The 24,607-nt window shown below is 64.7% G+C and carries 20 protein-coding genes; 11 read left to right on the top strand and 9 right to left on the bottom strand.

Going from position 1 to position 24,607, the window contains the following annotated elements; all coding sequences use genetic code 11:
* Nucleotides 1–40: 40 nt before the first annotated feature.
* Together ASD71_RS17230 and pepN are read right to left on the bottom strand one after the other, a co-directional pair.
* Nucleotides 41–1,060 (bottom strand): class 1 fructose-bisphosphatase, encoded by a 1,020-nt coding sequence (locus tag ASD71_RS17230; RefSeq protein ID WP_056567303.1) that lies wholly within the window; start codon nucleotides 1,058–1,060, stop codon nucleotides 41–43.
* A 10-nt stretch (nucleotides 1,061–1,070) separates the two neighbouring features.
* Nucleotides 1,071–3,776: an aminopeptidase N gene (gene pepN / locus ASD71_RS17225; RefSeq protein WP_056567300.1), complete on the bottom strand. Its 2,706-nt coding sequence runs from the start codon at nucleotides 3,774–3,776 to the stop codon at nucleotides 1,071–1,073.
* Nucleotides 3,777–3,926: 150 nt separating this feature from the next.
* Here pepN and ASD71_RS17220 point away from each other — a divergent pair, with 150 nt between their 5' ends.
* Entirely contained in the window at nucleotides 3,927–4,562 is a 636-nt protein-coding gene (locus tag ASD71_RS17220; RefSeq protein WP_056567298.1) for a DUF4136 domain-containing protein, read from the top strand.
* 88 nt (nucleotides 4,563–4,650) lie between these two features.
* Here ASD71_RS17220 and ASD71_RS17215 read toward each other — a convergent pair whose 3' ends face one another.
* Complete coding sequence (locus ASD71_RS17215) at nucleotides 4,651–5,034, bottom strand: H-NS family nucleoid-associated regulatory protein (RefSeq protein ID WP_056567295.1); 384 nt, start codon at nucleotides 5,032–5,034, stop codon at nucleotides 4,651–4,653.
* A gap of 749 nt (nucleotides 5,035–5,783) precedes the next feature.
* Between ASD71_RS17215 and tldD the strand changes: the two genes are divergently transcribed.
* The 6 genes from tldD (at nucleotide 5,784) to glcF (ending at nucleotide 14,154) form a co-directional block, all read left to right on the top strand.
* Nucleotides 5,784–7,244, top strand: coding sequence for a metalloprotease TldD (gene tldD, locus ASD71_RS17210; RefSeq protein WP_056567294.1), 1,461 nt, complete (start codon nucleotides 5,784–5,786; stop codon nucleotides 7,242–7,244).
* Between the two features lie 246 nt (nucleotides 7,245–7,490).
* Nucleotides 7,491–8,564, top strand: coding sequence for a 3-deoxy-7-phosphoheptulonate synthase AroG (gene aroG / locus ASD71_RS17205; protein WP_056567293.1), 1,074 nt, complete (start codon nucleotides 7,491–7,493; stop codon nucleotides 8,562–8,564).
* A gap of 141 nt (nucleotides 8,565–8,705) precedes the next feature.
* Nucleotides 8,706–10,115 carry an FAD-binding oxidoreductase gene (locus tag ASD71_RS17200; protein WP_056567292.1) on the top strand — a complete coding sequence of 470 codons (1,410 nt, stop codon included), beginning with the start codon at nucleotides 8,706–8,708 and terminating at the stop codon, nucleotides 10,113–10,115.
* Between the two features lie 178 nt (nucleotides 10,116–10,293).
* Entirely contained in the window at nucleotides 10,294–11,793 is a 1,500-nt protein-coding gene (locus tag ASD71_RS17195) for an FAD-linked oxidase C-terminal domain-containing protein (RefSeq protein ID WP_056567291.1), read from the top strand.
* 12 nt (nucleotides 11,794–11,805) lie between these two features.
* Complete coding sequence (glcE, locus tag ASD71_RS17190) at nucleotides 11,806–12,912, top strand: glycolate oxidase subunit GlcE (RefSeq protein ID WP_056567290.1); 1,107 nt, start codon at nucleotides 11,806–11,808, stop codon at nucleotides 12,910–12,912.
* A 6-nt stretch (nucleotides 12,913–12,918) separates the two neighbouring features.
* The gene (glcF, locus tag ASD71_RS17185; RefSeq protein WP_056567289.1) at nucleotides 12,919–14,154 is read left to right on the top strand and encodes a glycolate oxidase subunit GlcF; all 1,236 of its coding nucleotides are present in this window, start codon (nucleotides 12,919–12,921) and stop codon (nucleotides 14,152–14,154) included.
* Between the two features lie 28 nt (nucleotides 14,155–14,182).
* Here the strand turns inward: glcF and ASD71_RS17180 are convergent, their stop codons facing one another.
* The 5 genes from ASD71_RS17180 to ASD71_RS17160 all read right to left on the bottom strand — a co-directional run bounded on the left by ASD71_RS17180 (nucleotide 14,183) and on the right by ASD71_RS17160 (nucleotide 19,145).
* On the bottom strand, nucleotides 14,183–15,622 hold the full coding sequence (locus ASD71_RS17180; RefSeq protein WP_056567288.1) for an NAD(P)(+) transhydrogenase (Re/Si-specific) subunit beta: 1,440 nt from the start codon (nucleotides 15,620–15,622) through the stop codon (nucleotides 14,183–14,185).
* Nucleotides 15,619–15,936: an NAD(P) transhydrogenase subunit alpha gene (locus ASD71_RS17175; protein ID WP_056567287.1), complete on the bottom strand. Its 318-nt coding sequence runs from the start codon at nucleotides 15,934–15,936 to the stop codon at nucleotides 15,619–15,621. The genes ASD71_RS17180 and ASD71_RS17175 overlap by 4 nt, the downstream gene beginning before the upstream one ends.
* A gap of 2 nt (nucleotides 15,937–15,938) precedes the next feature.
* Nucleotides 15,939–17,057: a Re/Si-specific NAD(P)(+) transhydrogenase subunit alpha gene (locus ASD71_RS17170; RefSeq protein WP_056567286.1), complete on the bottom strand. Its 1,119-nt coding sequence runs from the start codon at nucleotides 17,055–17,057 to the stop codon at nucleotides 15,939–15,941.
* A gap of 155 nt (nucleotides 17,058–17,212) precedes the next feature.
* Entirely contained in the window at nucleotides 17,213–18,088 is an 876-nt protein-coding gene (locus tag ASD71_RS17165) for an N-formylglutamate amidohydrolase (RefSeq protein WP_056567283.1), read from the bottom strand.
* A gap of 67 nt (nucleotides 18,089–18,155) precedes the next feature.
* Complete coding sequence (locus ASD71_RS17160) at nucleotides 18,156–19,145, bottom strand: tripartite tricarboxylate transporter substrate binding protein (RefSeq protein ID WP_056567280.1); 990 nt, start codon at nucleotides 19,143–19,145, stop codon at nucleotides 18,156–18,158.
* A 236-nt stretch (nucleotides 19,146–19,381) separates the two neighbouring features.
* On the opposite strand from ASD71_RS17160, the gene gcvA reads away from it, so the two are divergent.
* The 3 genes from gcvA (at nucleotide 19,382) to ASD71_RS17145 (ending at nucleotide 22,337) form a co-directional block, all read left to right on the top strand.
* Nucleotides 19,382–20,308 (top strand): transcriptional regulator GcvA, encoded by a 927-nt coding sequence (gene gcvA / locus ASD71_RS17155; RefSeq protein WP_056567278.1) that lies wholly within the window; start codon nucleotides 19,382–19,384, stop codon nucleotides 20,306–20,308.
* Between the two features lie 7 nt (nucleotides 20,309–20,315).
* Nucleotides 20,316–21,434: a tRNA 2-thiouridine(34) synthase MnmA gene (mnmA, locus tag ASD71_RS17150; protein WP_056567276.1), complete on the top strand. Its 1,119-nt coding sequence runs from the start codon at nucleotides 20,316–20,318 to the stop codon at nucleotides 21,432–21,434.
* An 84-nt stretch (nucleotides 21,435–21,518) separates the two neighbouring features.
* Nucleotides 21,519–22,337, top strand: a complete 819-nt coding sequence (locus ASD71_RS17145) for a sulfite exporter TauE/SafE family protein (RefSeq protein WP_056567273.1) — start codon at nucleotides 21,519–21,521, stop codon at nucleotides 22,335–22,337.
* Nucleotides 22,338–22,415: 78 nt separating this feature from the next.
* On the opposite strand, the gene ASD71_RS17140 is transcribed toward ASD71_RS17145, so the two are convergent.
* Nucleotides 22,416–23,027, bottom strand: a complete 612-nt coding sequence (locus ASD71_RS17140) for a glutathione S-transferase (RefSeq protein WP_056567270.1) — start codon at nucleotides 23,025–23,027, stop codon at nucleotides 22,416–22,418.
* Nucleotides 23,028–23,189: 162 nt separating this feature from the next.
* On the opposite strand from ASD71_RS17140, the gene purB reads away from it, so the two are divergent.
* Nucleotides 23,190–24,566 carry an adenylosuccinate lyase gene (purB, locus tag ASD71_RS17135; protein WP_056567267.1) on the top strand — a complete coding sequence of 459 codons (1,377 nt, stop codon included), beginning with the start codon at nucleotides 23,190–23,192 and terminating at the stop codon, nucleotides 24,564–24,566.
* Nucleotides 24,567–24,607 lie beyond the last annotated feature (41 nt).

The following is a 24,607-nucleotide window of genomic DNA, read 5'->3' as shown; positions in this document are numbered from 1 at the left end:
GCCGGGGCTTTTGCATTGTTGCGGAACGAACGGGCGCGGTTTACTTGCCCGCGTCCTCGGCGTGGTAGCGGCCCACGCGTTCGACTTCGTTCTTGGAACCCAGAATCACGCTCACGCGCTGATGCAGCTTTTCGGGCTGGATGTCCAGGATGCGCTGCGTGCCGTTGATGGCCGCGCCGCCCGCCTGTTCGATCAGGAAGCTCATGGGATTGGCTTCGTACATCAGGCGCAGCTTGCCGGCCTTGCCGGGTTCGCGCGCGTCCCACGGATACATGAAGATGCCGCCGCGGGTCAGGATGCGATGCACGTCCGCCACCATCGAGGCGATCCAGCGCATGTTGAAATCCTTGCCCAGCGGGCCGGTCGAGCCGGCGAGGCAGTCGTCGATGTAGCGCTTGACCGGCGGGGCCCAGTGCCGCATGTTCGACATGTTGATCGCGAATTCCTTGGTGTCTTCCGGCACGCGGATGTTCTCGTGCGTAAGCACCCACGAACCCATTTCGCGATCCAGCGTGAAGCCCACGACGCCGTTGCCGATGGTCAGCACCAGCATCGTCTGCGGGCCGTAGACGGCGTAGCCGGCCACCACCTGCTTGTTGCCCGGCTGCAGGAAGTCGTCCTCGCAGACGGGGGCGCCCGACACATCGTGCGGCGCGTGCAGCACCGAGAAGATGGTGCCGATGGACACGTTCACGTCGATGTTCGACGAGCCATCCAGGGGATCGAACAGCAGCAGGTATTCGCCTTTGGGGTAGCGGTTCGGGATCAGGTGGATGGTTTCCATCTCTTCCGAGGCCATGGCCGCCAGGTGGCCGCCCCATTCGTTGGCTTCCAGCAGGATCTCGTTGGACAGCACGTCCAGCTTCTTCTGGACTTCGCCCTGGACATTTTCGCTTTCCAGACTGCCCAGCACGCCACCCAGCGCGCCCTTGCTGACCGCATGGCTGATCGCCTTGCAGGCGCGTGCCACCACTTCGATGAGCAGCCGGACTTCCGGCGCGAGGGCTTGGGCAGAGCGCTGTTGCTCCACCAGGTATTGAGTCAGTGTTTTACGTTTCAAAAGGATCTCCCTATGCAGCGAATTCTAAAGCCTTGGATACGATTTCCTGTACGTTGCGCGACAGGCCGTCGTGCTGGCGCACTTTTTCAAGCGCGGCCTGCATCGGCGCGCGTAGCGCGGTTACGAAGCGCGACCAGTTGTCCAGCGCGCGCGCCAGACGCGCGGCAATTTCCGGATTCAGCGCGTCCAGCGCCAGCACCTGCTCGGCCCAGAACGCATAGCCCGATCCGTCCGGATGGTGCATGCCTCGGGCATTGTTGAGGCAGAACTGGAAAATCAGCGCTCGGGCGCGGTTGGGGTTACGCAGCGTGAAGGCCGGGTGCTTCATCAGCTCGCGTGCGGTCTGCACGGTCGTGGAGCGGGCAGCCGCCTGCAGCGCGAACCACTTGTCCACCACCAGCGGATTGGCGCTCCATTTCGTGTAGAAAGCGGCCAGCGCCTGCTGCGGGAACTCGCCTTGTCCAAAATTGATCAGGGCGGTCAGCGCGGCCATGCTGTCGGTCATGTTGCCGGCGTTTGCATATTGCTGTTCGGCCAGGCGCTGGGCCTCGGGCTCGCCGGCGGCCATCAGGTGGCTGAGCGCCAGATTCTTCAGGGCGCGCATGCCAGCGGGAATCGGGGCGGGGCTGTATTCGCCCGGCGTCTGGTTTTCGTCGAACGCGCGGCGGAATTCGGCCTGGAGTTGACGGCCGAGTTCGGCGCGCAGGAAATCTCGCGCCACGGCCAGGGCGGGCGGATCCACCTGCTGCATGCGTTCGGCGAGCGTCTTTTCGGAAGGCAGGGCCAGGGCGCGCGCACGATACGCGGCGTCCAGCGCGGGATCGGTGAGCAACGCGCGCCACGCGTCAATGAAGGCCGCGTCCGCGTGCAGCGTGAGGCCAGCCTGGTGGGCGTCGGCCAGCGCCAGGATCTGGCGGGTGGCCAATTCCTGGCCGGCTTCCCAGCGCGCGAACGGATTGCCGTCGTGCGCGGACAGCAGCGCCAGTTCTTCGTTGGACCAGTCGTAGTCCACGATGACCGGCGCGGAAAAGTCGCGCAGCAGCGAAGGCACGGGCCGTTCGGCGATATCCTCGAACACCCATTGCTGGCTTTGCGTCGTCAGTTCCAGCAGGGCAGTGTCCACGACGGCGCCGTCAAGGCGCAGCGGCAGCGCATGGCCGTCGCGGTCCAGCAGACCGATCGCAAAGGGAATGTGGAAGGGCGCTTTCACGTAGTCCGGGCCGGCCTTCTTTTCGACGCCGACGGGCGGGCAGGACTGGGTCAGCGTCACCGTGCAACGGCGCGCGGCGGCGTCGTGATCGAGCCTGACCGCAACGCGCGGCGTGCCGGCCTGCCGGTACCAGCGGCGAAACACCGACAGGTCGCGGCCGGGATGCTGGTTCACGTAGACGGATTCCATGGCAGCGACAAAGTCGTCACACGTGACGGCCTGGCCGTCGTGGCGGCGGAAATATTCGTCCATGCCCGCCCGGAACCCGGCCTCGCCCAGCAGCGTGTGCTGCATGCGGATGACCTCGGCGCCTTTCTCGTACACGGTGGCCGTATAGAAGTTGCCGATCTCCTGGTAGCTTTCCGGACGGATCGGATGCGCCATGGGACCCGCGTCCTCGGGGAACTGTGCGGCGCGCAGCGCCACGACGTCATCAATGCGCTTGACGGCGCGCGCGCTGGCCGCGGCTTGGGCGTCCATGTCGCGGGCCATCATGTCGGCGCTGAATTCCTGATCTCGGAAAACCGTCAGGCCTTCCTTCAGGCTCAGTTGAAACCAGTCACGGCAGGTGACGCGGTTGCCGGTCCAGTTATGGAAGTATTCATGCCCGATGACCGATTCGATACCTTCGTAGTTCGCGTCGGTGGCCGTCTGCGGGTCGGCCAGCACGTAGGCCGCGTTGAAGATATTCAGGCCTTTGTTTTCCATGGCTCCCATATTGAAGTCATGGACGGCGACGATCATGAAGCGGTCCAGATCCAGTTCGAGCCCGAAGCGGCTTTCGTCCCAGCGTAGCGAACGCACCAGCGAATCCAGCGCCCATTCCGTCTTGGTTTCGGAACCCGGGTCGCTATAGACCTGCAGCAGCACATCGCGGCCGCTGACGGTCTTGACCGTGGTTTCACGATGCGTGAGGTTGCCCGCCACCAGTGCGAACAGATAGCAAGGCTTGGGGAACGGATCCTCCCATTCGACCTCGTTGCGGCCGTCGGGCAACTGACGCGAGGCGATCAGGTTGCCGTTGGAGAGCAGCACGGGATAGTCGGGCTGCGCGCGCAGCGTCACGCGATAACGCGACATGACGTCCGGACGGTCGGCAAACCAGGTAATGCGCCGGAATCCCTCGGCCTCGCATTGCGTGAAGAAATTGCCGCCTGACACATACAGGCCCATCAGCGTGGAATTGGCGGACGGCTTGCAGCGGCTGACGATTTCAATGGTGGCGTCGGCGGGCAGGCCCCGCAGCGTGAGCGTGTGTTCGGACAGCTGGTAGCTGGCGGCGGGCAGGGGTTCGCCATTCACGCCTACCGACACGAGTTCCAACTCTTCTCCATCCAGGATCAGGGCGGCGTCGGCGCTGGCTTCAGGCCTGCGCTGCACGTGCATCGTGCAGCGCACTTCGGTCGCGTCGGGCGCGAGGTCGAAGGCGAGGGCGACTTCGGGAATTTCGTAGGGGTAGGGCTGGTAATCCTTGCGGTAAACGGTAACGGGCGTGTCGGTGCGCATGGGATTTGCAGTCCTGTATGAACAAGAAGGCTATTGTAGTGGCTGGCCGGTGAGCGGAACCTTGGGCTTACGGGCTAGCCTGAAAACTTTTGGCAAGCGCTTATGTCAAAGCTCGTTATGATGGCGCCGTCGCGCACAGAGGAGTCGCAAATGTCCAGGTCGTCTTGGTTCAGCAGTCTAGGCCGGTGGGCCGGTATTTTTGCCGTGCTCGGGGCGATGACGTTGACGGGCTGCGCCGCGCCGACCGTTTCGGCACGCGTGACGTCGTTTCAGCAATGGCCTGCGGCTGTCGAAGGACAGACCTACCAGTTTGTTCCCGCCGACCCGTCGCAAATCAATAATCTGGAATATCAGTCCTTCCAGGATATGGTGCGCGCAGGTATCGGCGCCACGGGCCTGGTCGAGGCGCGCCAGGGTGTGAAGGGCCGCTTCGAGGTGTCGTTCCGCTATGGCAGCTCGCAGACTCAGGTGATGGTGCGCCGTCCGTACGATCCGTATTTTTATGGCGGCTATGGCGGTTTCTACGGCCCGGGGCCCTGGGGCATGGGGGCGGGATTCTGGGGGCCTGACTGGGTGGACGTACCCATGGTGGTGCAGCGAAATTCTCTGTCGCTCTTCATTCGCGACACCCAGCAGGGCGGCGCCGAGGTTTACCGCTCGACCGCCTTCATATTGAGCGAGCGCGACGATTTGATTCGCACCATGCCCTATCTGGTGCGGGCCATATTCGACAATTTCCCGGGCAATAATGGCGCTGAACGCGAGATTCAATTCCCCGCGCGTTGAGCAAAAAAGGCGCCCCGCTGCGCCTGTCTAAAACAAAACGGCGCACCATGATGGTGCGCCGCTTTTATTTCTTACTGAAGAATAGGTTTTATTCCTTGATAAGAAAACTCTCGCGAGTGGCGCCGCCGGCCTCTTCAGCCGCGAGCCAGCGCGGCGCCTTGCCGCGGCCGCTCCAGGTTTCGCCGGTTTGCGGATGGCGGTACTTGGGCGCCACTGCGCGCTTGGCGGCGCCGCCTGCTCGGGCGGGGGCGCTGGCCTTGCGGCGGCCACCCGTGGCAGCGCGGGCGGGCTTGCCGGCGCCATACGCGGCGATGATTTCTTCGGGCGTAATGTCGTACTCGCGCATCGACGTAATGATGGACGTGATCACCGGCTTGCGGCGCTTCGTCTGGAGGACTTCCGCCTTCTTTTGGAGCTTGTTGATTTCCTTTTCGATCTTTGCTTGCAGAGCTGCGTAGGTTTCTCGGGCCATGGTTTTATTCCTGATTATGGAACTGCTTTAATCGCCGGCGAAGTTATGTTTATTTGTTGTGCCTCGCATAATACAGAATTTAAGTCCGCGGATCGCTATTGTCAGACTAATTACTTTGTATCAAAAGGGCCGGAAGGCTTATCGCTTGCGGGTCACCGCAATTTTCACAACATGGGAAGCAATATCTTAAATTTGGGACAAACTGAAACAAGCGCCTGCTTGGCTTACGGGTTTGGCTCGAAACCGCTAATTGTCGGACAACCGCAAAAACGGCGTGGCGACTGGCTGAATCGGCCGCGTGCAACCAGACGAAGGGAACTATCCACGCGTGTTCGTCGTCAATAGCCGAGCGCTCAAATGCGTGCTGAATTTGTCGCAAACGCACGCGTTATACATTATGGCTTTGTGCCCCCACTGCAGTGATATACCCCTGGAACAACCGTGTTCCGTCCCCCGGATTTCATTTTGTTGTCAGGTCGTACGACAAGGTCGAAATCGCTCGGCAGCAATTCAGCCTGAGCGGAATTGCTTAACTTGGTACTTAACTTGATACGCAGTATGCCGCCCCCATCTATATGGGCGAGATAATGCGGGACCATTTTGTCCCGCGTGGTGTGCTCCATTTGCCACTGCGGCGTGCCGTGACTTTTGGTGTGGGCCGCGACGCCGGGCCCGTGTCGGCGGTACGATACGGTCTTGAGCGCCATCACGCGCGTGCGCGGCCCCGGTGCCGTTCCTGAACTGAGCCTATGAAAATCATTGATCCCGCCATTGCTTCCCTGGCCACCGCCAAATCCCTTCTGCTCGACCCCTGGGGTCTGACCGAAGCGGATATGGCGGGGGCATTGGGTGAAATCTTCACCCACAAGGTCGATTACGCCGACCTGTACTTCCAGTACACGCGCAGCGAAGGCTGGAGCCTTGAAGAAGGGATCGTCAAGACGGGCAGTTTCTCCATCAGCCAGGGCGTGGGTGTGCGCGCCGTAAGCGGCGAAAAAACGGCATTCGCCTATTCGGATTCCCTGTCGCCCGAGGCGCTGCTGTCGTCGGCGCACGCCGTGCGCGGCATCGCGCGCCGCGGCGCCGGCAAGGTCAAGGTCGCGGCCCACGTCGAGGCCGAGATCGGCCGCAGCCTTTATGCGGACATCGACCCCGTTGCCAGCCTCAGCGCGCCTGAAAAGGTCGCGCTGCTCGAGCGCATCGAGCGCATGGCGCGGGCGCGCGATCCCCATGTGATCCAGGTCATGGCCGGCTTGGGCGCGGAATATGACGTGGTGCTGGTCGCGGGTAGCGATGGCCGTCTGGCCGCCGACGTGCGCCCGCTGGTGCGCTTGTCGCTCACCGTGATTGCCGAACGCAATGGCCGTCGCGAGATGGGTCATGCGGGCGGCGGCGGAAGGTTGGGCCTGGCGTACTTCACCGACGAGATGCTGCAGGGTTATGTCGAGCGCGCGGTGCATGAAGCGATGGTCAACCTTGAGGCGCGTCCGGCGCCGGCCGGCGAAATGACGGTTGTCCTGGGTTCGGGCTGGCCGGGCATCCTGCTGCACGAAGCGGTCGGTCATGGCCTGGAAGGCGACTTCAACCGCAAGGGATCCAGTGTCTTCTCCGGCCGCATCGGCGAGCGCGTGGCGTCCAAGGGCGTCACCGTGATCGACGACGGCACGATTCCGGATCGCCGCGGCTCGCTCAACATCGACGACGAAGGCAATGCCACCCAGCGCAATGTCCTGATCGAAGACGGCATCCTGCGCGGCTACATGCAGGACACGCTGAACGCCCGTCTGATGAAGACCGCCGCCACCGGCAACGGCCGCCGCGAATCCTTCGCGCATCTGCCCATGCCGCGCATGACCAACACTTACATGCTGGCCGGCGACAAGCCCGCCGACGAGATCGTGGCCTCGGTCAAACGCGGCCTCTATGCCGTCAACTTCGGCGGCGGCCAGGTCGACATCACCAACGGCAAATTCGTGTTCTCGGCGTCCGAGGCCTACATGATCGAGGACGGCAAGGTCACTTATCCGGTCAAGGGCGCCACGCTGATCGGCAACGGCCCCGACGCCATGAACCGCGTCACCATGATCGGCAACGATCTGCAGCTCGACTCGGGCGTGGGCACCTGCGGCAAGGACGGCCAGAGCGTGCCAGTCGGCGTCGGCATGCCAACGGTCCGCATGGAAGGCCTGACGGTCGGCGGCACGGCCTGACGAGATAAATGGGGGCGGCACGCGGAAGAAATCCAGCGTGACGCCTTCAAAAAACTGTGCTAGAGTCGTTCCCCATGAAATTCGCGTCCCCCGCCTTTTATTTTTATTTTTTTGGTTTTCTGAAGCCGCTGGCGGAGGAAGGGACGCGCTCAATCTGAAGTTTGGAAAGAATCCCCCCAAAAAAGCCGCCAGCGAATCTGGCGGCTTTTTTTATGCCGCCGTGGCGGGCAACCCAGGAGCAGTACCGTGTCGCACAACACCGATGACCTTCGTATTCGAGAAATCAAGGAACTGAATCCGCCCTCGCACGTGATGCGCGAGTTCGCCTGCACCAAGGAGGCGTCCGAGACTGTCTTCGCCGCGCGGCAAGGCATGCACCGCATCCTGCACGGCATGGACGATCGCATGATCGTCGTGATCGGCCCGTGTTCCATCCACGACACGCGCGCCGCCATCGAATACGCCAAGCGTCTGAAGCCCGTGCGCGACCGCCTGAGCGCCGACCTGGAAATCGTGATGCGGGTCTATTTCGAGAAGCCGCGCACGACCGTGGGCTGGAAGGGGCTCATCAACGATCCGGACCTGGATGGCAGTTTCGACATCAACAAGGGCGTGCGTGTGGCCCGCGAACTGCTGCTGGATATCAACAGCATGGGTCTGCCGGCGGGATGCGAGTTCCTGGACATGATTACGCCGCAGTACATCGCGGATCTGGTCTCCTGGGGGGCGATCGGGGCGCGCACGACGGAAAGCCAGGTGCACCGCGAGCTGGCGTCGGGCCTGTCGTGTCCGGTGGGATTCAAGAACGGCACCGACGGCAACGTGAAGATTGCCGTCGACGCGATCAAGGCGGCGTCGCAGCCGCACCATTTCCTGTCGGTGACCAAGGGCGGCCATTCGGCCATCGTGTCCACCGCGGGCAACGAGGACTGCCACGTGATCCTGCGTGGCGGCAAAACGCCAAACTACGATGCGGCCAGCGTGGACGCCGCGTGCCAGGACGTGTCCAAGGCCGGCCTCGCGCAGCGCATCATGGTCGATGCCAGCCACGCCAACAGCAGCAAGAAGCCGGAGAACCAGTCGCTCGTCGTCGAAGACGTGGCGCGCCAGATGGAAGCCGGCGATGCGCGCCTGGTCGGCGTCATGGTGGAAAGCCACCTGTTGGGCGGCCGTCAGGACATGGTGCCCGGCCAGCCGCTGGTGTACGGCCAGAGCATCACCGACGGCTGCATCGACTGGGATGCCTCGGTGGCCGTGCTGGAGCGCCTGGCGCAGGCCGTGCGCGAACGCCGCCGCGTTGCGCTCACGTCCGGCAAGTAATTCGGGCAAGTGTTTCCGGCACGAGATTCCGGAAAGTGAGGGGGATTCGCGCCGCGCGCCGTCAGCCTGGGACGGTGTGCGGCGCAGCACGCGAGGCGGCGTAGAATATTCGGATTATCGAACCCGGGAAATCACGAGATCATGAACGCTCCCTTGCACGCCGAATCGTTGCGCCGCGCGGTTCCGGCCGCCTGTCTGGATGCCCTGCGTGCGCACTTTGGCGACCGCCTGTCGGAATCGGCCGCCGTGCGCGAACACCATGGCCGCGACGAATCGCCTTATCCGGCCATGCTGCCTGACGCCGTGGTCTTTGCGCAGTCGACGGAAGATGTCGCCTTCGTCGCCAAGGTGTGCAACGAACACCGCGTTCCCTTGATTCCGTACGGCGCCGGCTCTTCCCTCGAAGGCCACATTCTTGCAATCCAGGGCGGCATCAGCCTGGACCTGTCGCAGATGAACAAGGTCCTTGCCATCAACGCCGAAGACCTGACCGCCACAGTGCAGGCCGGCGTGCTGCGCAAGCAGCTCAACGAAGAAATCCGCAGCACCGGCCTGTTCTTTCCGATTGACCCGGGCGCCGACGCCAGCCTCGGCGGCATGGCGGCCACCCGTGCCTCGGGCACCAATGCCGTGCGTTACGGCACGATGCGCGAAAACGTCATGTCGCTGACCGTCGTCACCGCGGACGGCCGCATCATCCGCACTGCGGGCCGCGCCCGCAAGTCGTCGGCCGGCTACGACCTGACGCGCATTTTCGTGGGCAGCGAGGGCACGCTCGGCATCATCACCGAAGTGACCGTGCGCCTGTATCCGCAGCCCGAAGCCGTGTCCGCCGCCGTCTGCAATTTCCCGACGCTGGACGCCGCGGTGCAGAGCGTGATCGAGATCATCCAGATGGGCGTGCCGATTGCGCGCGTCGAGTTCATGGACGCCGCCAGCGTGCGCGCCGTCAACCTGCACAGCAAGCTGACCCTGCGCGAAACCCCGCTGCTTGTGTTTGAATTTCACGGCAGTCCCGCCGGCGTGCAAGAGCAGGCCGAAACCGTGCAGGCGATCACGGCCGAACATGGCGGCATGGACTTCGAATGGGCCGAGCGCCCCGAAGACCGCAGCCGCCTCTGGACCGCGCGCCACAATGCGTATTTCGCGGGCCTGCAGTTGCGTCCCGGCTGCCGCGCCAGCACCACCGACGTCTGCGTGCCGATCTCGAGGCTGGCCGATTGCGTGCGCGACACCGTCGAGGAACTGGACCGCGCAAGCTTCCCGTACACCATCGTCGGCCACGTGGGCGACGGCAACTTCCATGTGCTGATGCTGCTGGACGCCGACAGCGCGCAGGAATGGCAGGAATCGGAAGCCATCAACCACAACCTCGTGCGCCGGGCCATCGCAGCCGACGGCACCTGCACGGGCGAGCACGGCGTCGGCCTGCACAAGATGCAGTTCATGGCGGAAGAGCACGGCGAAGACGCGCTGGACCTGATGCGCAGTCTGAAGCACGCGTTCGACCCGAACAACATCCTGAACCCGGGCAAGATCGTGTCCTGGTAATCGGCAGGGGGGCGCAAAAGCCCCCCTCGCACCGATAGCGCCTGCTGCTTTTACGCGACAAGCCGCTGCGCGATTTACGGCCGGTTACGTATGATCTGGCCGCAAATGCCCGTAAATGCGTCAGGTGCGGGTAAATCCCGGCCTGATTAACATGGGCACTCGCGCTATTGTTGCGCTCATGAATTCACTGGTCGAAACCGGCCTGGCACAAGTGCAGGCGCCTTATACGCAGCAGCAGCTCATCGAGGCGTTGTCGGCCGCGTTGCCCGCGCACTGTGTGCTGTATCGCGAAGAGGACACTCGTCCTTACGAATGCGATGGCCTATCCCTTTACCGCTCGATTCCCGCGGTCGTTGCCTTGCCCGAAACGGAAGCGCAGGTGCAGGCCATCATGCGCATCTGCAAGCGCTTGAATGCGCCCATTGTGGCGCGCGGCGCGGGAACTGGATTGTCGGGCGGCGCCATGCCGCACAGCCAGGGCGTGTTGCTGGGGCTGTCCAAATTCAATCGGATCAAGCATATCGACCTGGCCAGCACGACCGCCATCGTCGAACCGGGTGTGCGCAATCTTGCGATCTCCGAAGCGGTGTCGCCTTACGGGTTGTACTACGCTCCGGATCCGTCGAGCCAGATCGCGTGCTCCATCGGCGGCAACGTCGCGGAAAACTCGGGCGGCGTGCATTGCCTGAAGTACGGCCTGACCGTGCACAACGTGCTGCGCGTGCGCGTGGTCACGATCGACGGCGATGTGGTCGAACTGGGATCGCACGCGCCTGACGCGCCCGGACTGGACCTGTTGTCGGTGTTCGTCGGCTCTGAGGGCATGCTGGGTGTTGTCACCGAAGTGACCGTCAAGCTCATTCCCAAGCCGGCCTGCCAGCAGGTTGTCATGGCCAGTTTTTCCAGCGTCGAGGCGGCAGGCAATGCGGTCACGCAGGTGATCGCGGCGGGCATGATTCCCGCAGGCCTGGAAATGATGGACCGTCGCGCGACGCACATGGTGGAACCGTTTGTCCGCGCGGGCTACGACATGGACGCGCAGGCCATCCTGCTATGCGAATCGGACGGCACACCCGAAGAGGTGGCGCACGAGATCGCGCGCATGGAGGCGGTGTTCCGGCAAGCCGGCGCCACGCGCTGCCAGGTGTCGGCGTCCGAAGCGGAACGGCTGAAATTCTGGGCGGGGCGCAAGAACGCGTTTCCCGCCGCCGGGCGCGTGTCGCCCGACTACTACTGCATGGACGGCACGATTCCGCGCCGCCATCTGGCGCGCGTGCTGGGCGCCATTGAACAGATGGAAGACGAATTCGGCCTGCGATGCGCCAATGTCTTTCATGCCGGCGACGGCAATCTGCATCCGCTGATCCTGTTCGATTCGAATAAGCCGGACGAGGTGGAGCGCGCCGAGAAATTTGGCGCGGCCATTCTTGAGCTGTGCGTGCAGGTGGGAGGAACCGTGACTGGAGAGCACGGTGTGGGAATGGAGAAGATAAATCAAATGTGCGTGCAATTCTCTCGCGAAGAACTCGATGCGTTCCTGGCAGTCAAGCGGGCCTTTGATCCGCCGTGCCTGCTGAATCCTGAAAAGGTCATCCCCACGCTGGCACGCTGCGCCGAATACGGCAAGATGCACGTCCATGCGGGAGAACTGCGCTTCCCCGATCTCGCCCGCTTCTAGGACGTATCCCTTATGGATTTTGTCCTGTCGGAATTGTGCGACCAGGTCATGACGGCCCGTGCCGGCCATAAACCCCTGTTCGTGATGGGCGGCGGCAGCAAGCGGTTCTACGGTAACTACCGTCCCGTGAGGCCGCAGGATGGCCATTGCCTGCTCGATATGACGCCTTACCGCGGCATCGTGAGCTACCACCCGTCCGAACTTGTCGTGACGGTGCGCGCCGGCACGCCACTGGCCGAACTGGAGGCCGCGCTTGCCGAGAACGGCCAGATGCTGGCCTTCGAACCGCCGCACTTCGCACCCACGGCGACCGTGGGCGGCTGCGTGGCGGCCGGACTGTCGGGCCCGCGCCGCATGAGCGCGGGCGCCTTGAAGGATTTTGTGCTTGGGGCGCAACTGCTGGACTCGGACGGCCGCATTCTGTCCTTCGGGGGCGAGGTCATGAAGAACGTGGCGGGCTATGACGTGTCGCGCCTTCTGGCCGGCTCGCACGGTATCTTCGGCGCCATCCTGGAGGTGTCGCTGAAGGTCGTGCCCATGCCGATGCAAGAGATGACGCTGGCGCTGCCCGCGACGCAGGCGCAGGCGCTGGCCAACTTTGCCTTCTGGCGCGGCAAGCCGCTGCCGATCTCGGCGTCGAGCTGGTCAAGCGACGGCGATGGCGCTGAGGGAATAACGATGGTGCGATTGTCGGGCGCGCCGCCCGCGCTGGCCAGCGCGCGAGCGCTGATTGGCGGCGATGAGCTGGCGCCGGATGCGGCCGACGACTGGTGGCGCTCGTTGCGCGAACAGACCCACGCGTTCTTTGCGCCGGACCGGCCCTTGTGGCGTATGGCCCTGCCGCCTACCACCGCAGTCCTGGAACTGGGGCCGACGCTGGTGGAGTGGGGCGGCGGCCAGCGGTGGCTGAGCGGCCCCCGCGATGCGGCCGAGCTGCGCGAGACGGCGGCCGGGCATGGCGGCCACGCGACGCTGTTCCGGCCCGCCGATACCCCGCCGCCCGCCGACGGCGTGTTTCATCCGCTTGCGCCGGGAGTCGGCGCGATCACCCGCAGGCTGAAGCAGGAGCTCGATCCCGCCGGCCTCTTCAACCCCGGCCGCCTGGTCCTGGAGCTATAGGACATCATGCAAACCAATCTGGCATCCTGGGCAAGCGGCACCGATCTGGGCAACGAGGCGGACGCGATTCTGCGCCGCTGCGTGCATTGCGGCTTCTGCACGGCCACCTGTCCCACGTATCAGGTCCTGGGCGACGAACTGGACAGCCCGCGCGGGCGCATCTATCTCATCAAGCAGGTGCTGGAGGGCAAGGAGCCCACGCAATCCACGCAGCAGCATCTGGACCGCTGCCTGACCTGCCGCAATTGCGAGACCACCTGCCCGTCCGGCGTCGAGTACGGCCACCTCGTCGACATCGGCCGCAAGATCGTGGACGAACGTGTGGAGCGGTCGTGGGGGGACAAGACCCGCCGCACGTTGCTGCGCAAGGCGATGCTGTCGCCGATGTTTGCGCCGGCCATGCGTCTGGGCCAGCGGCTGCGGGGCGTGCTGCCTCAGTCGCTCCGGCGCAAGGTGCCGGAGCGCCGAGACGCGGGCCCGCTTCCGCAGGTGGCGCGGCATGCGCGTCAGGTTCTGATGCTGGCGGGCTGCGTGCAGCCGGCCATGATGCCCACCATCGACGCCGCCACCATCCGCGTGCTGGATGCGGTGGGCATCGGCGCGCGCATCGCGCCGGGCGCCGGCTGCTGCGGCGCGGTCAGTTTCCACCTGGATGCGCAGGACGAAGCCGTGGCGCAGATGCGCGCCAACGTCGACGCGTGGTGGCCGCTGGTGCAGGACGGCAAGGTCGAGGCCATCGTCATGAATGCGTCGGGCTGCGGCGCCATGGTCAAGGAATACGCGCATCACCTGCGCCACGATGCGGCGTATGCGCAGAAAGCCGCGGACCTCGTGGCGCTGGTGAAGGACGTGGCGGAGATCGTCGCGCCGCACGCCGAGTTGCTGCGGTCGCGCCTGCCGGCGGGCACGCGGGCGGCGTTTCACCCGCCGTGCACCTTGCAGCACTGGCAGGGGCTGCGGCCGTTGTCCGAGCAATTGCTGGTTGACCTGGGCTTCGAGCTGCAGCCGTTCGCGGACAAGCATCTGTGCTGCGGGTCGGCGGGCGCGTATTCGGTATTGAATCCGGACATCGCGCTGGAGCTGCGCGACCGCAAGCTGGGCGCCATTGCGGTGGGCAGTCCCGATGTGATCCTGTCGGCCAACATCGGGTGCATCGGCCATCTGCAAAGCGGCACCGATACGCCGGTGCGCCATTGGGTCGAGGTGGTCGACGAGCAGTTGCGCCGCGCTGCGCCGGGCTAGCAAGCCCGCGCAGCGCCTGGCGTTGCGGTTACTCCACGGCCTTGACCATGTCTTCGAGCACCTTCTTGGCGTCGCCGAAGACCATCATCGTGCGGTCCATGTAGAAAAGTTCGTTGTCCAGCCCGGCATAGCCCGAGGCCATGGAGCGCTTGTTCACGATGACCGTGCGCGCCTTGTAGGCTTCGAGGATGGGCATGCCGGCAATCGGTGACTTGGGATCGTTCTTGGCGGCCGGATTGACCACGTCGTTCGCGCCCAGCACCAGCACCACGTCGGTCTGGCCGAACTCGCTGTTGATGTCTTCCATTTCGAAGACCTGGTCGTAAGGCACTTCGGCCTCGGCCAGCAGCACGTTCATGTGGCCCGGCATGCGGCCGGCAACCGGGTGGATCGCGTACTTGACGGTCACGCCCCGCGCGGTCAGCTTTTCGGCCAGTTCTTTCAGGGCATGCTGGGCCCGCGCCACGGCCAGGCCGTAGCCAGGTACGATGGTCACGCTTTCGGCGTTGGTCATCAGGAACGCCGCGTCGTCCGGGCTGCCCGACTTGACGCTGCGTTGCGGCGCGTCGCCTGCCGCCGCGCCGCCGCCCGACTGGCCGCCAAAGCCACCCAGGATCACGTTGAAGAACGACCGGTTCATCGCCTTGCACATGATGTAGGACAGGATGGCGCCCGAAGATCCCACCAGCGATCCGGCAATGATCAGCATGGGGTTGTTCAGCGAGAAGCCGATGCCGGCCGCCGCCCAACCCGAATAGCTGTTCAGCATCGACACCACTACCGGCATGTCCGCGCCGCCGATCGGGATGATGATCAGCACGCCCAGTACGAAGGCGATGAGCGTCATGATGATGAAGGGCGTCCATTGCTGCGTGAGCATGAACCAGACACCGCAGCCCAGCATCGCCAGCGCCAGCGCTAGATTCAGCATGTGTTGGCCGGGGAACACCACGGGTGCGCCCTGGAACAGCCGGAACTTGTATTTGCCGGACAGCTTGCCGAAGGCGATGACGGAGCCCGAGAACGTGATGGCGCCCACGAACGTGCCGATGAAGAGTTCGAAGCGGTTGCCGGTGGGGATGGCCATGCCGGGCGGCGCAATGCCGAAGGCGTGCGGCTCGGCCACGACGGCCACGGCGATCGCGACCGCCGCCAAGCCGATCATGCTGTGCATGAAGGCGACCAGCTCGGGCATCTTGGTCATCTCGACGCGCTTGGCCATCAGCGTGCCGATGGAGCCGCCGACCAGCAGCCCCAGCACCACCCATCCCAGCCCGATCGTGGCTGTGCCGCTGCGCGCCAGCCCGATGATGAGCGCCGCGGTGGTCACCACGGCGATCGCCATGCCGGCCATGCCGAAGGCATTGCCCAGGCGCGAGGTGGTGGGATGGGACAGGCCCTTGAGCGCCTGGATGAAGCAGACCGAGGCAACCAGGTAGAGCAGGGTGACGAGGTTCAGCGAAATCATTTCGCTTCCTCCTTGCTCGGCTTGCGGTCCTTCTTCTTGAACATTTCAAGCATGCGCCGCGTCACGAGAAAGCCGCCGAATACATTGACGGCGGCCAGCGCCACGGCAAAGACGCCCATGCCGCGCGCCAGTCCGCCTTCGGTCAGCGCGGCGGCCAGCATCGCGCCGACGATGATGATGGCGGAAATGGCGTTGGTGACGGCCATGAGCGGCGTGTGCAGCGCGGGCGTGACGTTCCAGACCACGTGGTAGCCGACGTAGATGGCCAGCACGAAGATGATGAGATTCATCAGGGTGGGGTTGATCGCTTCCATGGTCACGTCCTCCGCGTCATATTGCCGCCTTCGCACACCAGGCAGGCCGCCACGATTTCATCGTCGCGCTGGATTGCCAGCGCGCCGTCCGCATTGATGATGAGCTTCAGGAAATCCAGGATGTTGCGCGCGTAGAGCGCCGAAGCGTCGGTCGCGACCAGGCCTGGCAGGTTGGTCAGCCCGATGATCGTCACGCCGTGCTTTTCGACGATTTGCCCTTTTTCCGACAGCGGGCAGTTGCCGCCGCGTTCGACGGCAAGATCCACCAGCACCGAACCGGGCTTCATGGCCGCCACCGTTTCCGCCGAGACCAAGGTGGGAGCCGGGCGGCCGGGGATCAGCGCGGTGGTGATGACGATGTCGGCCTGCTTGCAGCGTTCGGACACCAGCGCCGCCTGGCGCGCCATCCAGGCGGGCGGCATGGATCGCGCGTAGCCCCCCGCGCCTTGCGCGATCTCGCGCTCTTCGTCGGTTTCGAACGGCACGTCGATGAACTTGGCGCCCAGCGATTCAACCTGTTCGCGGGCGGCGGGACGCACGTCGGAGGCCTCGACCACCGCGCCCAGCCGCTTGGCGGTGGCGATGGCCTGCAGACCCGCCACGCCGGTGCCCAGGATGACCGCGCGCGCGGCCTTCAGGGTGCCGGCGGCCGTCATCATCATGGGGATCAGCCGGCCGTAGTGGTGGGCTGCGAGCAGCACGGCCTTGTAGCCGGCCAGGTTGGCCTGCGACGACAGCACGTCCAGGCTTTGCGCGCGGGTAATGCGCGGCGCGGCTTCCAGCGCGAAGCCGGTCAGGCCGGCGGCGGCCAGTTGCGCCAGGCCCTCGGCGTCGAAGGGATCGAGCATGCCCACGATCACAGTGCCCGGCTTCATGTGGGGCAGTTCCTCGGGGGAGGGCGCGCGAACCTTCATGACCAGTTCGGCGCCCAGGGCATCCTGGGCTGAACCGAGCGTGGCGCCCGCGGCGACATAGGCATCATCGAGATAGCGGGCGGCGGCGCCTGCCCCGCGCTCAACGATGACGGTGTGCTTGCCGCCGACGTACTTCTTGACGGTCTCCGGTGTTGCTGCGACACGGGTTTCCCCGTCTCGGGTTTCCTTGGGTATCCCGATGTGCATCGACGCCTCTCCTCAGAAGGTTCGCCGTAGTTATACACGGAATGTGCGCTCTCACGCCTCCCCCGTTTTGGCTGCTTGCGCGCGGGCAAAAAAAAACCCCATGGCGACCATGGGGCGGGGGGGCTTGCAACCCGGCGTGCGGATGGCGGCGTTCCTTATGCCGTCTGCGTGCGGGTCCAGGTGATCAGCGCGGCGGTGAGGTCGCGCAGATCGGCCTTCAGGCGGCCGTAGTTGTCGGTGGGACGAAGCGACACTTCATCCATGTAGAGCTTGCGGTTGATCTCGATCTGCAGGCTGTGGCGGCCTTCTTGCGGGCGGCCGAATGCGCGCACCAGTTCCACGCCCTTGTAGGGATCGTTCACGGTGACGTTGTAGCCGCGCTCGCGCAGCCACGCGGCGATGAATTCGCGGAAGGCGGGATCGCTGGTGCTGCCGTCGCGGTCACCCAGCACGAAGTCGGGATGGACCAGGCCCGGGCGATCGGTGGCGAACGCGCCGGCGACGCTGGGCATCGAGTGGCAGTTGATGTGCCAGACCTTGCCGAACTTGCGGTGCGCGTTGTCCAGCACCTGGCCCAGCGCGGCGTGATAGGGCTTCCAGCAGGCATCGATGCGGTGGCGCACTTCGTCCACCGTGAGCTTGCGGTTGTACAGCGGCGTGCCGTCATCGAGCATGCGCCAGATCAGGCCCTTGCCAAGCTTGACCTTGGACGAGGCGTTGATCGCGTCGGGCCATGCCGCGTCCAGCAGCACTTCGTCGATCTCGTCGGCGGCGCGGTTGGCGTCGATGTAGGCGCGCGGGAACGCCGCGGCGATCATCGGCACGCCCATCTCGATGGCGTCGCCCCAGAGATCGTCAACCCAGGTGTCCTCGGCCGTGCGCAAGGCGCCAAAGTCCACTGCGGCGGCGAAATCGGGGGGGTAGGCGGTGCCGCTGTGCGGGGAATCCAGCACAAGGGGGGCCGAGATTTCCGAATCGGGATATTGCTGCGGGAGGTCGAGGCGGTAGGACAGGGGCTGGGTAAGTCGCATAAGGGGGTACTGCGTTCGTGAATCGGAGGTCCTCGCGCGCCACGGGCACGCGAGGACCGAAGACCGCTTAGTCGATCTTTACGTTGGCTTCTTTGGCGATGCGCTTGTTCTTGGCGATTTCAGCCGAGATCTGCGCGCCGAATTCGGCCGAGGTGTTGGCAGCGGGCGACGCGCCCAGGGCGGCGAGGCGGCTCTTGACGTCGTCTTCGGCGCTGACCTTCTGGACGGCGGCGTTCAGCTTGGCCAGCACGGGGGCGGGCAGCTTGGCCGGGGCGACCAGGCCGAACCACGATGCGTCGTTCACGGCCGGCAGGCCGGCTTCGGCGAACGTGGGCACGTTGGGCAGCGCGGCAACGCGTTGCGGCGCGGCGACGGCCATGGCGATCAGGCGGCCGGACTGAACGTGCGGCAGCGTGGAGGGCAGGTTGTCATACATGACGTCGACCTGGCCGGCCAGCGCGTCGTTCAGCGCCGGGCCCACGCCGCGGTACGGCACGTGCATCAGGTCGGTGCCCGAGGCCATCTTGAACAGTTCGCCCATCATGTGCGAGACCGAACCGTTGCCGGCCGACGCGTACGTCAGCTTGCCGGGCTGGCTCTTGGCCAGCGTGATGAATTCGGCGATGGTCTTGGCCTGGACCTTCGGGTTGATGGTCATGATGTTCGGCACGGCGGCCAGGTTCGAGACGGGCGTGAAGTCCTTCTCGCCATCGAACGGCAGGTTCGGGTAGATGGCCGGGTTGATGCCGTGCGTGCTGACGGTGGCGATGCCCAGGACGTAGCCATCCGGCGCGCTGCTGGCGACGAACGCGCTGCCGATCGAGCCGCCGGCGCCGCCGCGGTTTTCCACGACGACCGTCTGGCCGAGTTCCTTGCTGAGCTTGTCGGCGAACAGGCGCCCGACGATGTCGGTGGTGCCGCCGGGCGGGAAGGGAACGATCAGACGGATGGGCTTGCTGGGATACGCATCTTCAGCGTGCGCGATACCCGAGATCAGCGGCGTGGCCAGGGTCGCGGCGGCGACACACAGGCCCAGGACTACATTACGGCGTTGCATGAATTCCCCTACTAATGAATGAACGGCGGATGCGCAAAGGCAGACGCAAACCCGACGATTCTTTCCCGGCAGGCATGTTTGCGCAAACGAAAGATTCTCCGTAAGCTATGACTTTTTTTCATACCTATTTTCGGCAGGCCTCCGCCAGCGTTACTTTTTTGTAACATTCGTCGCGCGGCCTTTGCCGTCGTCATGCCCGCAGGGCAAGGGAGCCCCACATTCGGTGGGGGCTGCAGATGAGGCGTTTCTGTCCCTCTTTAACGGATCTTCAGGCGTTCGAAGTTGCCGCCCGGCACAGCAGTTTCACGCGCGCCGCGCAGGAGCTGTGCGTGACCCAGGGGGCCGTGAGTAAACAGGTGAAACATCTGGAAGAGTTCGTCGGCGTCGAACTATTCCTACGAATCAGGCAAGGCCTGGTTCTGACCGAAGCGGGCCGCAGCTATCTGGCCAAGATCCAGGCCGGTCTGGGTCAGATCGAAGCGGCCACCGTCGAACTGATCGCGCACCAGGGGCGCGGCGGCACGCTGAACTTGACCTGTATGCCGACGTTCGGCGCGCGGTGGCTGATCCCGCGCCTGACGGCCTTCATGCGTCTGCGGCCCGACATCCATGTGGAATTTCTGCCGCATCGCCAGGGCTACGATTTTTCCACGCCCGAGCTGGACGCCGCCGTGCGTTTTGGCGAGGGCCTGTGGCCGGGCAGCGGCGCGGACTACATTGTGGGCCGCGAGATCCTGCCGGTCTGTAGTCCCCGCCTGATTGCGGGCGGGTGCCAATCGCCCGAAGACCTGCTGGCGTATCCGCTGCTGCACCACACATCGGCCCTGGAAGGCTGGCGCGACTGGTTCGAGCAGGCCGGGTGCGACACGCGGCGCAGCCTGGAAGGCGCCCGCTTTGACCAGTACGCCTTGCTGTCGCAGGCCGCCGCAGCGGGTTTTGGCGTGGCGCTGATCCCTCGCTGCCTGATCGAGGACGAGCTGCGCGACGGCAAGCTGGCCGTTGCAATCCAGCTCCCGATCCGGGCGCGTATGGGGTATTACCTGTGCTACCCCGAGCAGAAGGCCAATCTGCCCACCCTGCAGGCCTTCCGCGCCTGGCTGATGGAAGTCTCGCGCGCCGCTGAGCCGCAGCCACGGGAAGACGCCTTGTCCGATCTAAAATAGCCGCATCATGAGTCAAACATCCACCAAGAAAGGCCGCGTTGTCGTCGGCATGTCCGGCGGGGTCGATTCTTCGGTCACCGCCTGGCTGCTCAAGCAACAGGGCTACGAGGTCGTCGGCCTGTTCATGAAGAACTGGGAAGACGACGACGATTCCGAATACTGCTCCACCCGCCAGGATCTCCTGGACGCCGCCAGCGTCGCCGACCTGGTGGGCGTGGAGTTCGAATACGTCAACTTCGCCGCCGAATACAAGGACCGCGTGTTCGCGGATTTCCTGCGCGAATACTCCGCGGGCCGCACGCCCAACCCCGACGTCCTGTGCAATGCCGAGATCAAGTTCAAGGCGTTCCTGGACCACGCCATGGCGCTGGGCGCGGAACACATCGCGACCGGCCATTACGCCCGCGTGCGCGAAGTGCCCGCCGACGGCGGCGGCTCGCAATTCCAGCTGCTGAAGGCGCTGGACGCGTCCAAGGACCAGAGCTACTTCCTGCATCGCCTGAACCAGGCGCAGCTGTCGCGCACGCTGTTTCCGCTGGGCGAAATCCACAAGACCGAAGTCCGGCGCATCGCGCACGAGATCGGCCTGCATAACGCCGCCAAGAAGGATTCCACCGGTATCTGCTTCATCGGCGAGCGCCCGTTCCGGGAATTCCTGAACCGCTACCTGCCCACCGAGCCGGGTCCCATCCTTACGCCCGAAGGGCAGAAGGTCGGCCGCCACGAAGGCCTGTCGTTCTACACGCTGGGCCAGCGCAAGGGGTTGGGCGTGGGTGGCGTCAAGGGCCGGCAGCGGGACGACGGCACAGCCGAGGCCTGGTACGTGGCTCGCAAAGACCTGGAGCGCAACGTGCTGTACGTCGTGCAGGGGCATGACCATCCGTGGCTGCTGTCCAGCAGCCTGACGGCGCAAGACGCAAGCTGGGTAGCGGGACATCCGCCGGCGGCAGGCGCCTATGGGGCCAAGACTCGCTACCGGCAGGCCGATGCGGCGTGCCGCCTGGGTGATGCGGCGCCCGAGACGTTTTCACTGGATTTCACCGAGCCCCAATGGGCGGTGACGCCCGGGCAGTCGGCCGTGCTATACGATGGCGAGGTTTGCCTGGGTGGCGGGATCATTCTTTAAGAATGCCCCGCTGCACGTAACCAAGGCCCCCCGGTGCCATGCCCGCGGGGCCTTGTTCATGAGAATAAAACTGAGGAGACGGTTGTGGATGTGACGATGGTGATCTGCCTGCTGGTGCTGGGCGGGGTGGTCGGCTTTGCCGCGGGCTTGCTGGGCATTGGCGGCGGCATGCTGCTGGTTCCCTTTTTGACGATGCTGTTCACCTGGCAGGGCATGCCGGCCGACTTGGTGGTGCACGCCGCGATCGCCACGTCCATGACGTCGATCCTGTTTACCTCCATTTCCAGCGTGCGCGCCCACCAGCAGCGGGGCACCATCAAGTGGCGCATCGTCGCGGCGATGGCGCCGGGCATCATCGTCGGCGGGTTGTTGTCGGGCGGCGCGGTGTTCGCGGCGCTGAGCACGCTGTGGCTGTCGCTGTTCTTCGCGCTGTTCGTGGGGTACTCCGGCTGGAGCATGCTGCGCAACAAGAAGCCCAAGCCCACGCGCCAGATGCCGGGCGTGGTCGGCACCAGCGCGGCGGGTGCGGGCATCGGCTTCCTGTCGGGCCTGGTCGGCGCCGGGGGCGGGTTCCTGTCGGTCCCGTTCATGGTCTGGTGCAACGTGGCCCTGCACAATGCGGTGTCGACCTCGGCGGCGCTGGGCTTTCCCATCGCGCTGGCCAACAGCGTGGGCTATATCGTATCGGGCCTGAACGAAGCCCAGACCTATCCGGGGATGCTCGGCTTCATCTACTGGCCGGCACTGCTGGCGCTGGTCTGCACCAGCGTCCTGACGGCGCCGCTGGGGGCACGCATGGCCCATCGCCTGCCGGTGCAGACGCTCAAGCGCGTGTTTGCCGCGCTGCTGTTTGCGCTGGCGGCCTACATGCTGTTCAAGGCGTGGCAGACCTGGACGGTTTGATCGCAGAATGAAAACCGGCCGCGGAAAGCGGCCGGAAGATGCACACGCCCGGCCATGCCGGGCGTTTCTGTTGGGCCGTCAGGCCGTCTTGGGGGCCGTGTCGATGAACGACTGGCGCTGGGACAGCTTGTCGTACAGGCGGGCCAGATGGGGCTGGCCGGTGCGCCAGTCCAGGGTGGCAAAGCGCAGGTCCAGATAGCCGAGGGCACAGCCGACCGCGATGTCCGCGAGGCTGTAGTTGATGCCCATGCAATGGGCGTTGTCGCCCAGGCTTTTGTTCATGGCGTCCAGGCTGGCGTGGATCTTGCCGTATTGGCGTTCGATCCATTCGGGGCTGCGCTGGGCCTCGGGACGCTGGTTTTCCTTGACGATGGTCACGCAGGCATCCAGGACGCCATCAGCGATGGCTTCCCAGCATTTGACGGCCGCGCGGTCGCGGCCCTGCTGAGGAATCAGCCGGGCGACCGGAGACAAGGTATCAACGTATTCAACGATGACGCGCGAATCGAACAACGCGCCGCCATCTTCCATCACCAGGCAGGGGACCTTGCCCAGCGGGTTGTACGTTTGGATCTGCGTGTCGGCGGACCAGACGTTTTCGAGTTCAAGCCGGTAGTCCAGCTTTTTCTCGGCCATGACGATACGCACTTTGCGCACGTAGGGACTGGTAAGCGAGCCGATCAGTTTCATGGAGTCACAAGCGGAGTCGGAAAGCGGCCGAAGTATAGCAGGCTGTATGACGGCCGGAATTGTCCGCAGGGCGGAATCTTCGTCAGTTTGCCACAATGTCGGGTGGCCCCGGATGATAAAATCGCCGGGTTTTCCCATCCGTAGCTTTTTCCCTACCAGACCATGCAAATCGCCGATCAGCTGAGCCAACTTAATGCCCTTTCGCCACTGGATGGCCGCTACGCTTCCCGGGGCGACGCGCTGCGCGGTCTGCTATCCGAAGCCGGCTTCATGGCGCACCGCGTCGAAGTCGAGGTCGCCTGGCTGATCGCCCTGTCGGACGCCGGCCTGCCCGAGCTGCCTGCTTTCTCCGAGGCCGCCCGCGCGCGCCTGGCCCAGCTGGTCGCCAATTTCTCCGAAGCGGACGCCGGCCGCATCAAGGATATCGAGCGCGTCACCAACCACGACGTGAAGGCCGTCGAGTACTGGCTGAAGGAAAAGGTCGCCGATGACGCCGAACTGGCCCGCGCCGCCGAGTTCATCCACTTCGCCTGCACCTCTGAAGACATCAACAACACCTCGCACGCGCTGATGCTGTCGCGCGCTCGCGATCAAGTTGTCGTGCCGCGTCTGCGCGAAGTGGCCGCCAAGCTGAATGACCTGGCTGTCGCCAACGCCGACCAGCCGCTGCTGTCGCGCACGCATGGCCAGCCCGCCAGCCCGACCACGCTGGGCAAGGAATTCGCCAACGTGGCCGCGCGCCTGAACCGCGCCATCGCCGCGGTCGAGGCTGTCGAGCCCCTGGCCAAGCTGAACGGCGCAACGGGCAACTACAACGCCCACCTGTCCGCCTATCCCGAAATCAATTGGCCCGAGTTCAGCAAGCGCGTGCTCTCCGGCCTGGGCCTGACCCAGAACCGCCACACCATCCAGATCGAACCGCACGACTGGATGTCCGCGCTGTTCGACGCGATCACCCGCGCCAACATCATCATCCTGGACCTGGATCGCGACATCTGGGGCTACGTGGCGCTGGGCTACTTCAAGCAGCGCCTGAAGGAAGGCGAGGTCGGTTCGTCGACCATGCCGCACAAGGTCAACCCGATCGACTTCGAAAACTCCGAAGGCAACCTGGGTCTGGCCAACGCCGTGCTGCGCCATCTGGCCGACAAGCTGCCGATCTCCCGCTGGCAGCGTGACCTGACCGATTCCACCGTCCTGCGCAATCTCGGCGTGGGCCTGGGCTACTGCCTGGTGGCGTGGGATGCCTGCATGCGCGGCCTGGGCAAGCTCGAAGTCAATACGGCTGCCATCGACGCCGATATCGACGCCTGCTGGGAAGTGCTGGCCGAGCCGGTGCAGACCGTCATGCGCCGCTATGGCCTGCCGCAGCCCTACGAGCAACTCAAGGCCTTGACGCGCGGCAAGGGCATCACCGAAGAAGCTCTGCGAGAATTCATTCAGGGCCTGGCGCTGCCTGAAGAGCCGAAGGCCCGCCTGCTGGCGATGACCCCGCGCTCGTACATCGGCTTGGCCGCCGAGCTGGCCCGGGCGGTATAGTCGCCGTGCCGCGCGCGTCATGCGCGCGGCTTTTACGTTGT

The organism is Achromobacter sp. Root565 (assembly GCF_001427425.1).
Taxonomy (GTDB): Bacteria; Pseudomonadota; Gammaproteobacteria; order Burkholderiales; family Burkholderiaceae_B; genus Achromobacter; species Achromobacter spanius_D.
The sequence above is the reverse complement of the archived record's forward strand: the minus strand, read 5'-3'. Positions and strand labels throughout refer to the sequence as shown.

Coding starts and splice junctions, on each gene's coding strand:
- pepN (WP_056567300.1), bottom strand. CDS start 3,776: ATGCGCACCGACACGCCCGTTACCGTTTACCGCAAGGATTACCAGCCC.
- ASD71_RS17220 (WP_056567298.1), top strand. CDS start 3,927: ATGTCCAGGTCGTCTTGGTTCAGCAGTCTAGGCCGGTGGGCCGGTATT.
- ASD71_RS17215 (WP_056567295.1), bottom strand. CDS start 5,034: ATGGCCCGAGAAACCTACGCAGCTCTGCAAGCAAAGATCGAAAAGGAA.
- tldD (WP_056567294.1), top strand. CDS start 5,784: ATGAAAATCATTGATCCCGCCATTGCTTCCCTGGCCACCGCCAAATCC.
- ASD71_RS17200 (WP_056567292.1), top strand. CDS start 8,706: ATGAACGCTCCCTTGCACGCCGAATCGTTGCGCCGCGCGGTTCCGGCC.
- ASD71_RS17195 (WP_056567291.1), top strand. CDS start 10,294: ATGAATTCACTGGTCGAAACCGGCCTGGCACAAGTGCAGGCGCCTTAT.
- glcE (WP_056567290.1), top strand. CDS start 11,806: ATGGATTTTGTCCTGTCGGAATTGTGCGACCAGGTCATGACGGCCCGT.
- glcF (WP_056567289.1), top strand. CDS start 12,919: ATGCAAACCAATCTGGCATCCTGGGCAAGCGGCACCGATCTGGGCAAC.
- ASD71_RS17180 (WP_056567288.1), bottom strand. CDS start 15,622: ATGATTTCGCTGAACCTCGTCACCCTGCTCTACCTGGTTGCCTCGGTC.
- ASD71_RS17175 (WP_056567287.1), bottom strand. CDS start 15,936: ATGGAAGCGATCAACCCCACCCTGATGAATCTCATCATCTTCGTGCTG.
- ASD71_RS17170 (WP_056567286.1), bottom strand. CDS start 17,057: ATGCACATCGGGATACCCAAGGAAACCCGAGACGGGGAAACCCGTGTC.
- ASD71_RS17165 (WP_056567283.1), bottom strand. CDS start 18,088: ATGCGACTTACCCAGCCCCTGTCCTACCGCCTCGACCTCCCGCAGCAA.
- ASD71_RS17160 (WP_056567280.1), bottom strand. CDS start 19,145: ATGCAACGCCGTAATGTAGTCCTGGGCCTGTGTGTCGCCGCCGCGACC.
- gcvA (WP_056567278.1), top strand. CDS start 19,382: ATGAGGCGTTTCTGTCCCTCTTTAACGGATCTTCAGGCGTTCGAAGTT.
- mnmA (WP_056567276.1), top strand. CDS start 20,316: ATGAGTCAAACATCCACCAAGAAAGGCCGCGTTGTCGTCGGCATGTCC.
- ASD71_RS17140 (WP_056567270.1), bottom strand. CDS start 23,027: ATGAAACTGATCGGCTCGCTTACCAGTCCCTACGTGCGCAAAGTGCGT.
- purB (WP_056567267.1), top strand. CDS start 23,190: ATGCAAATCGCCGATCAGCTGAGCCAACTTAATGCCCTTTCGCCACTG.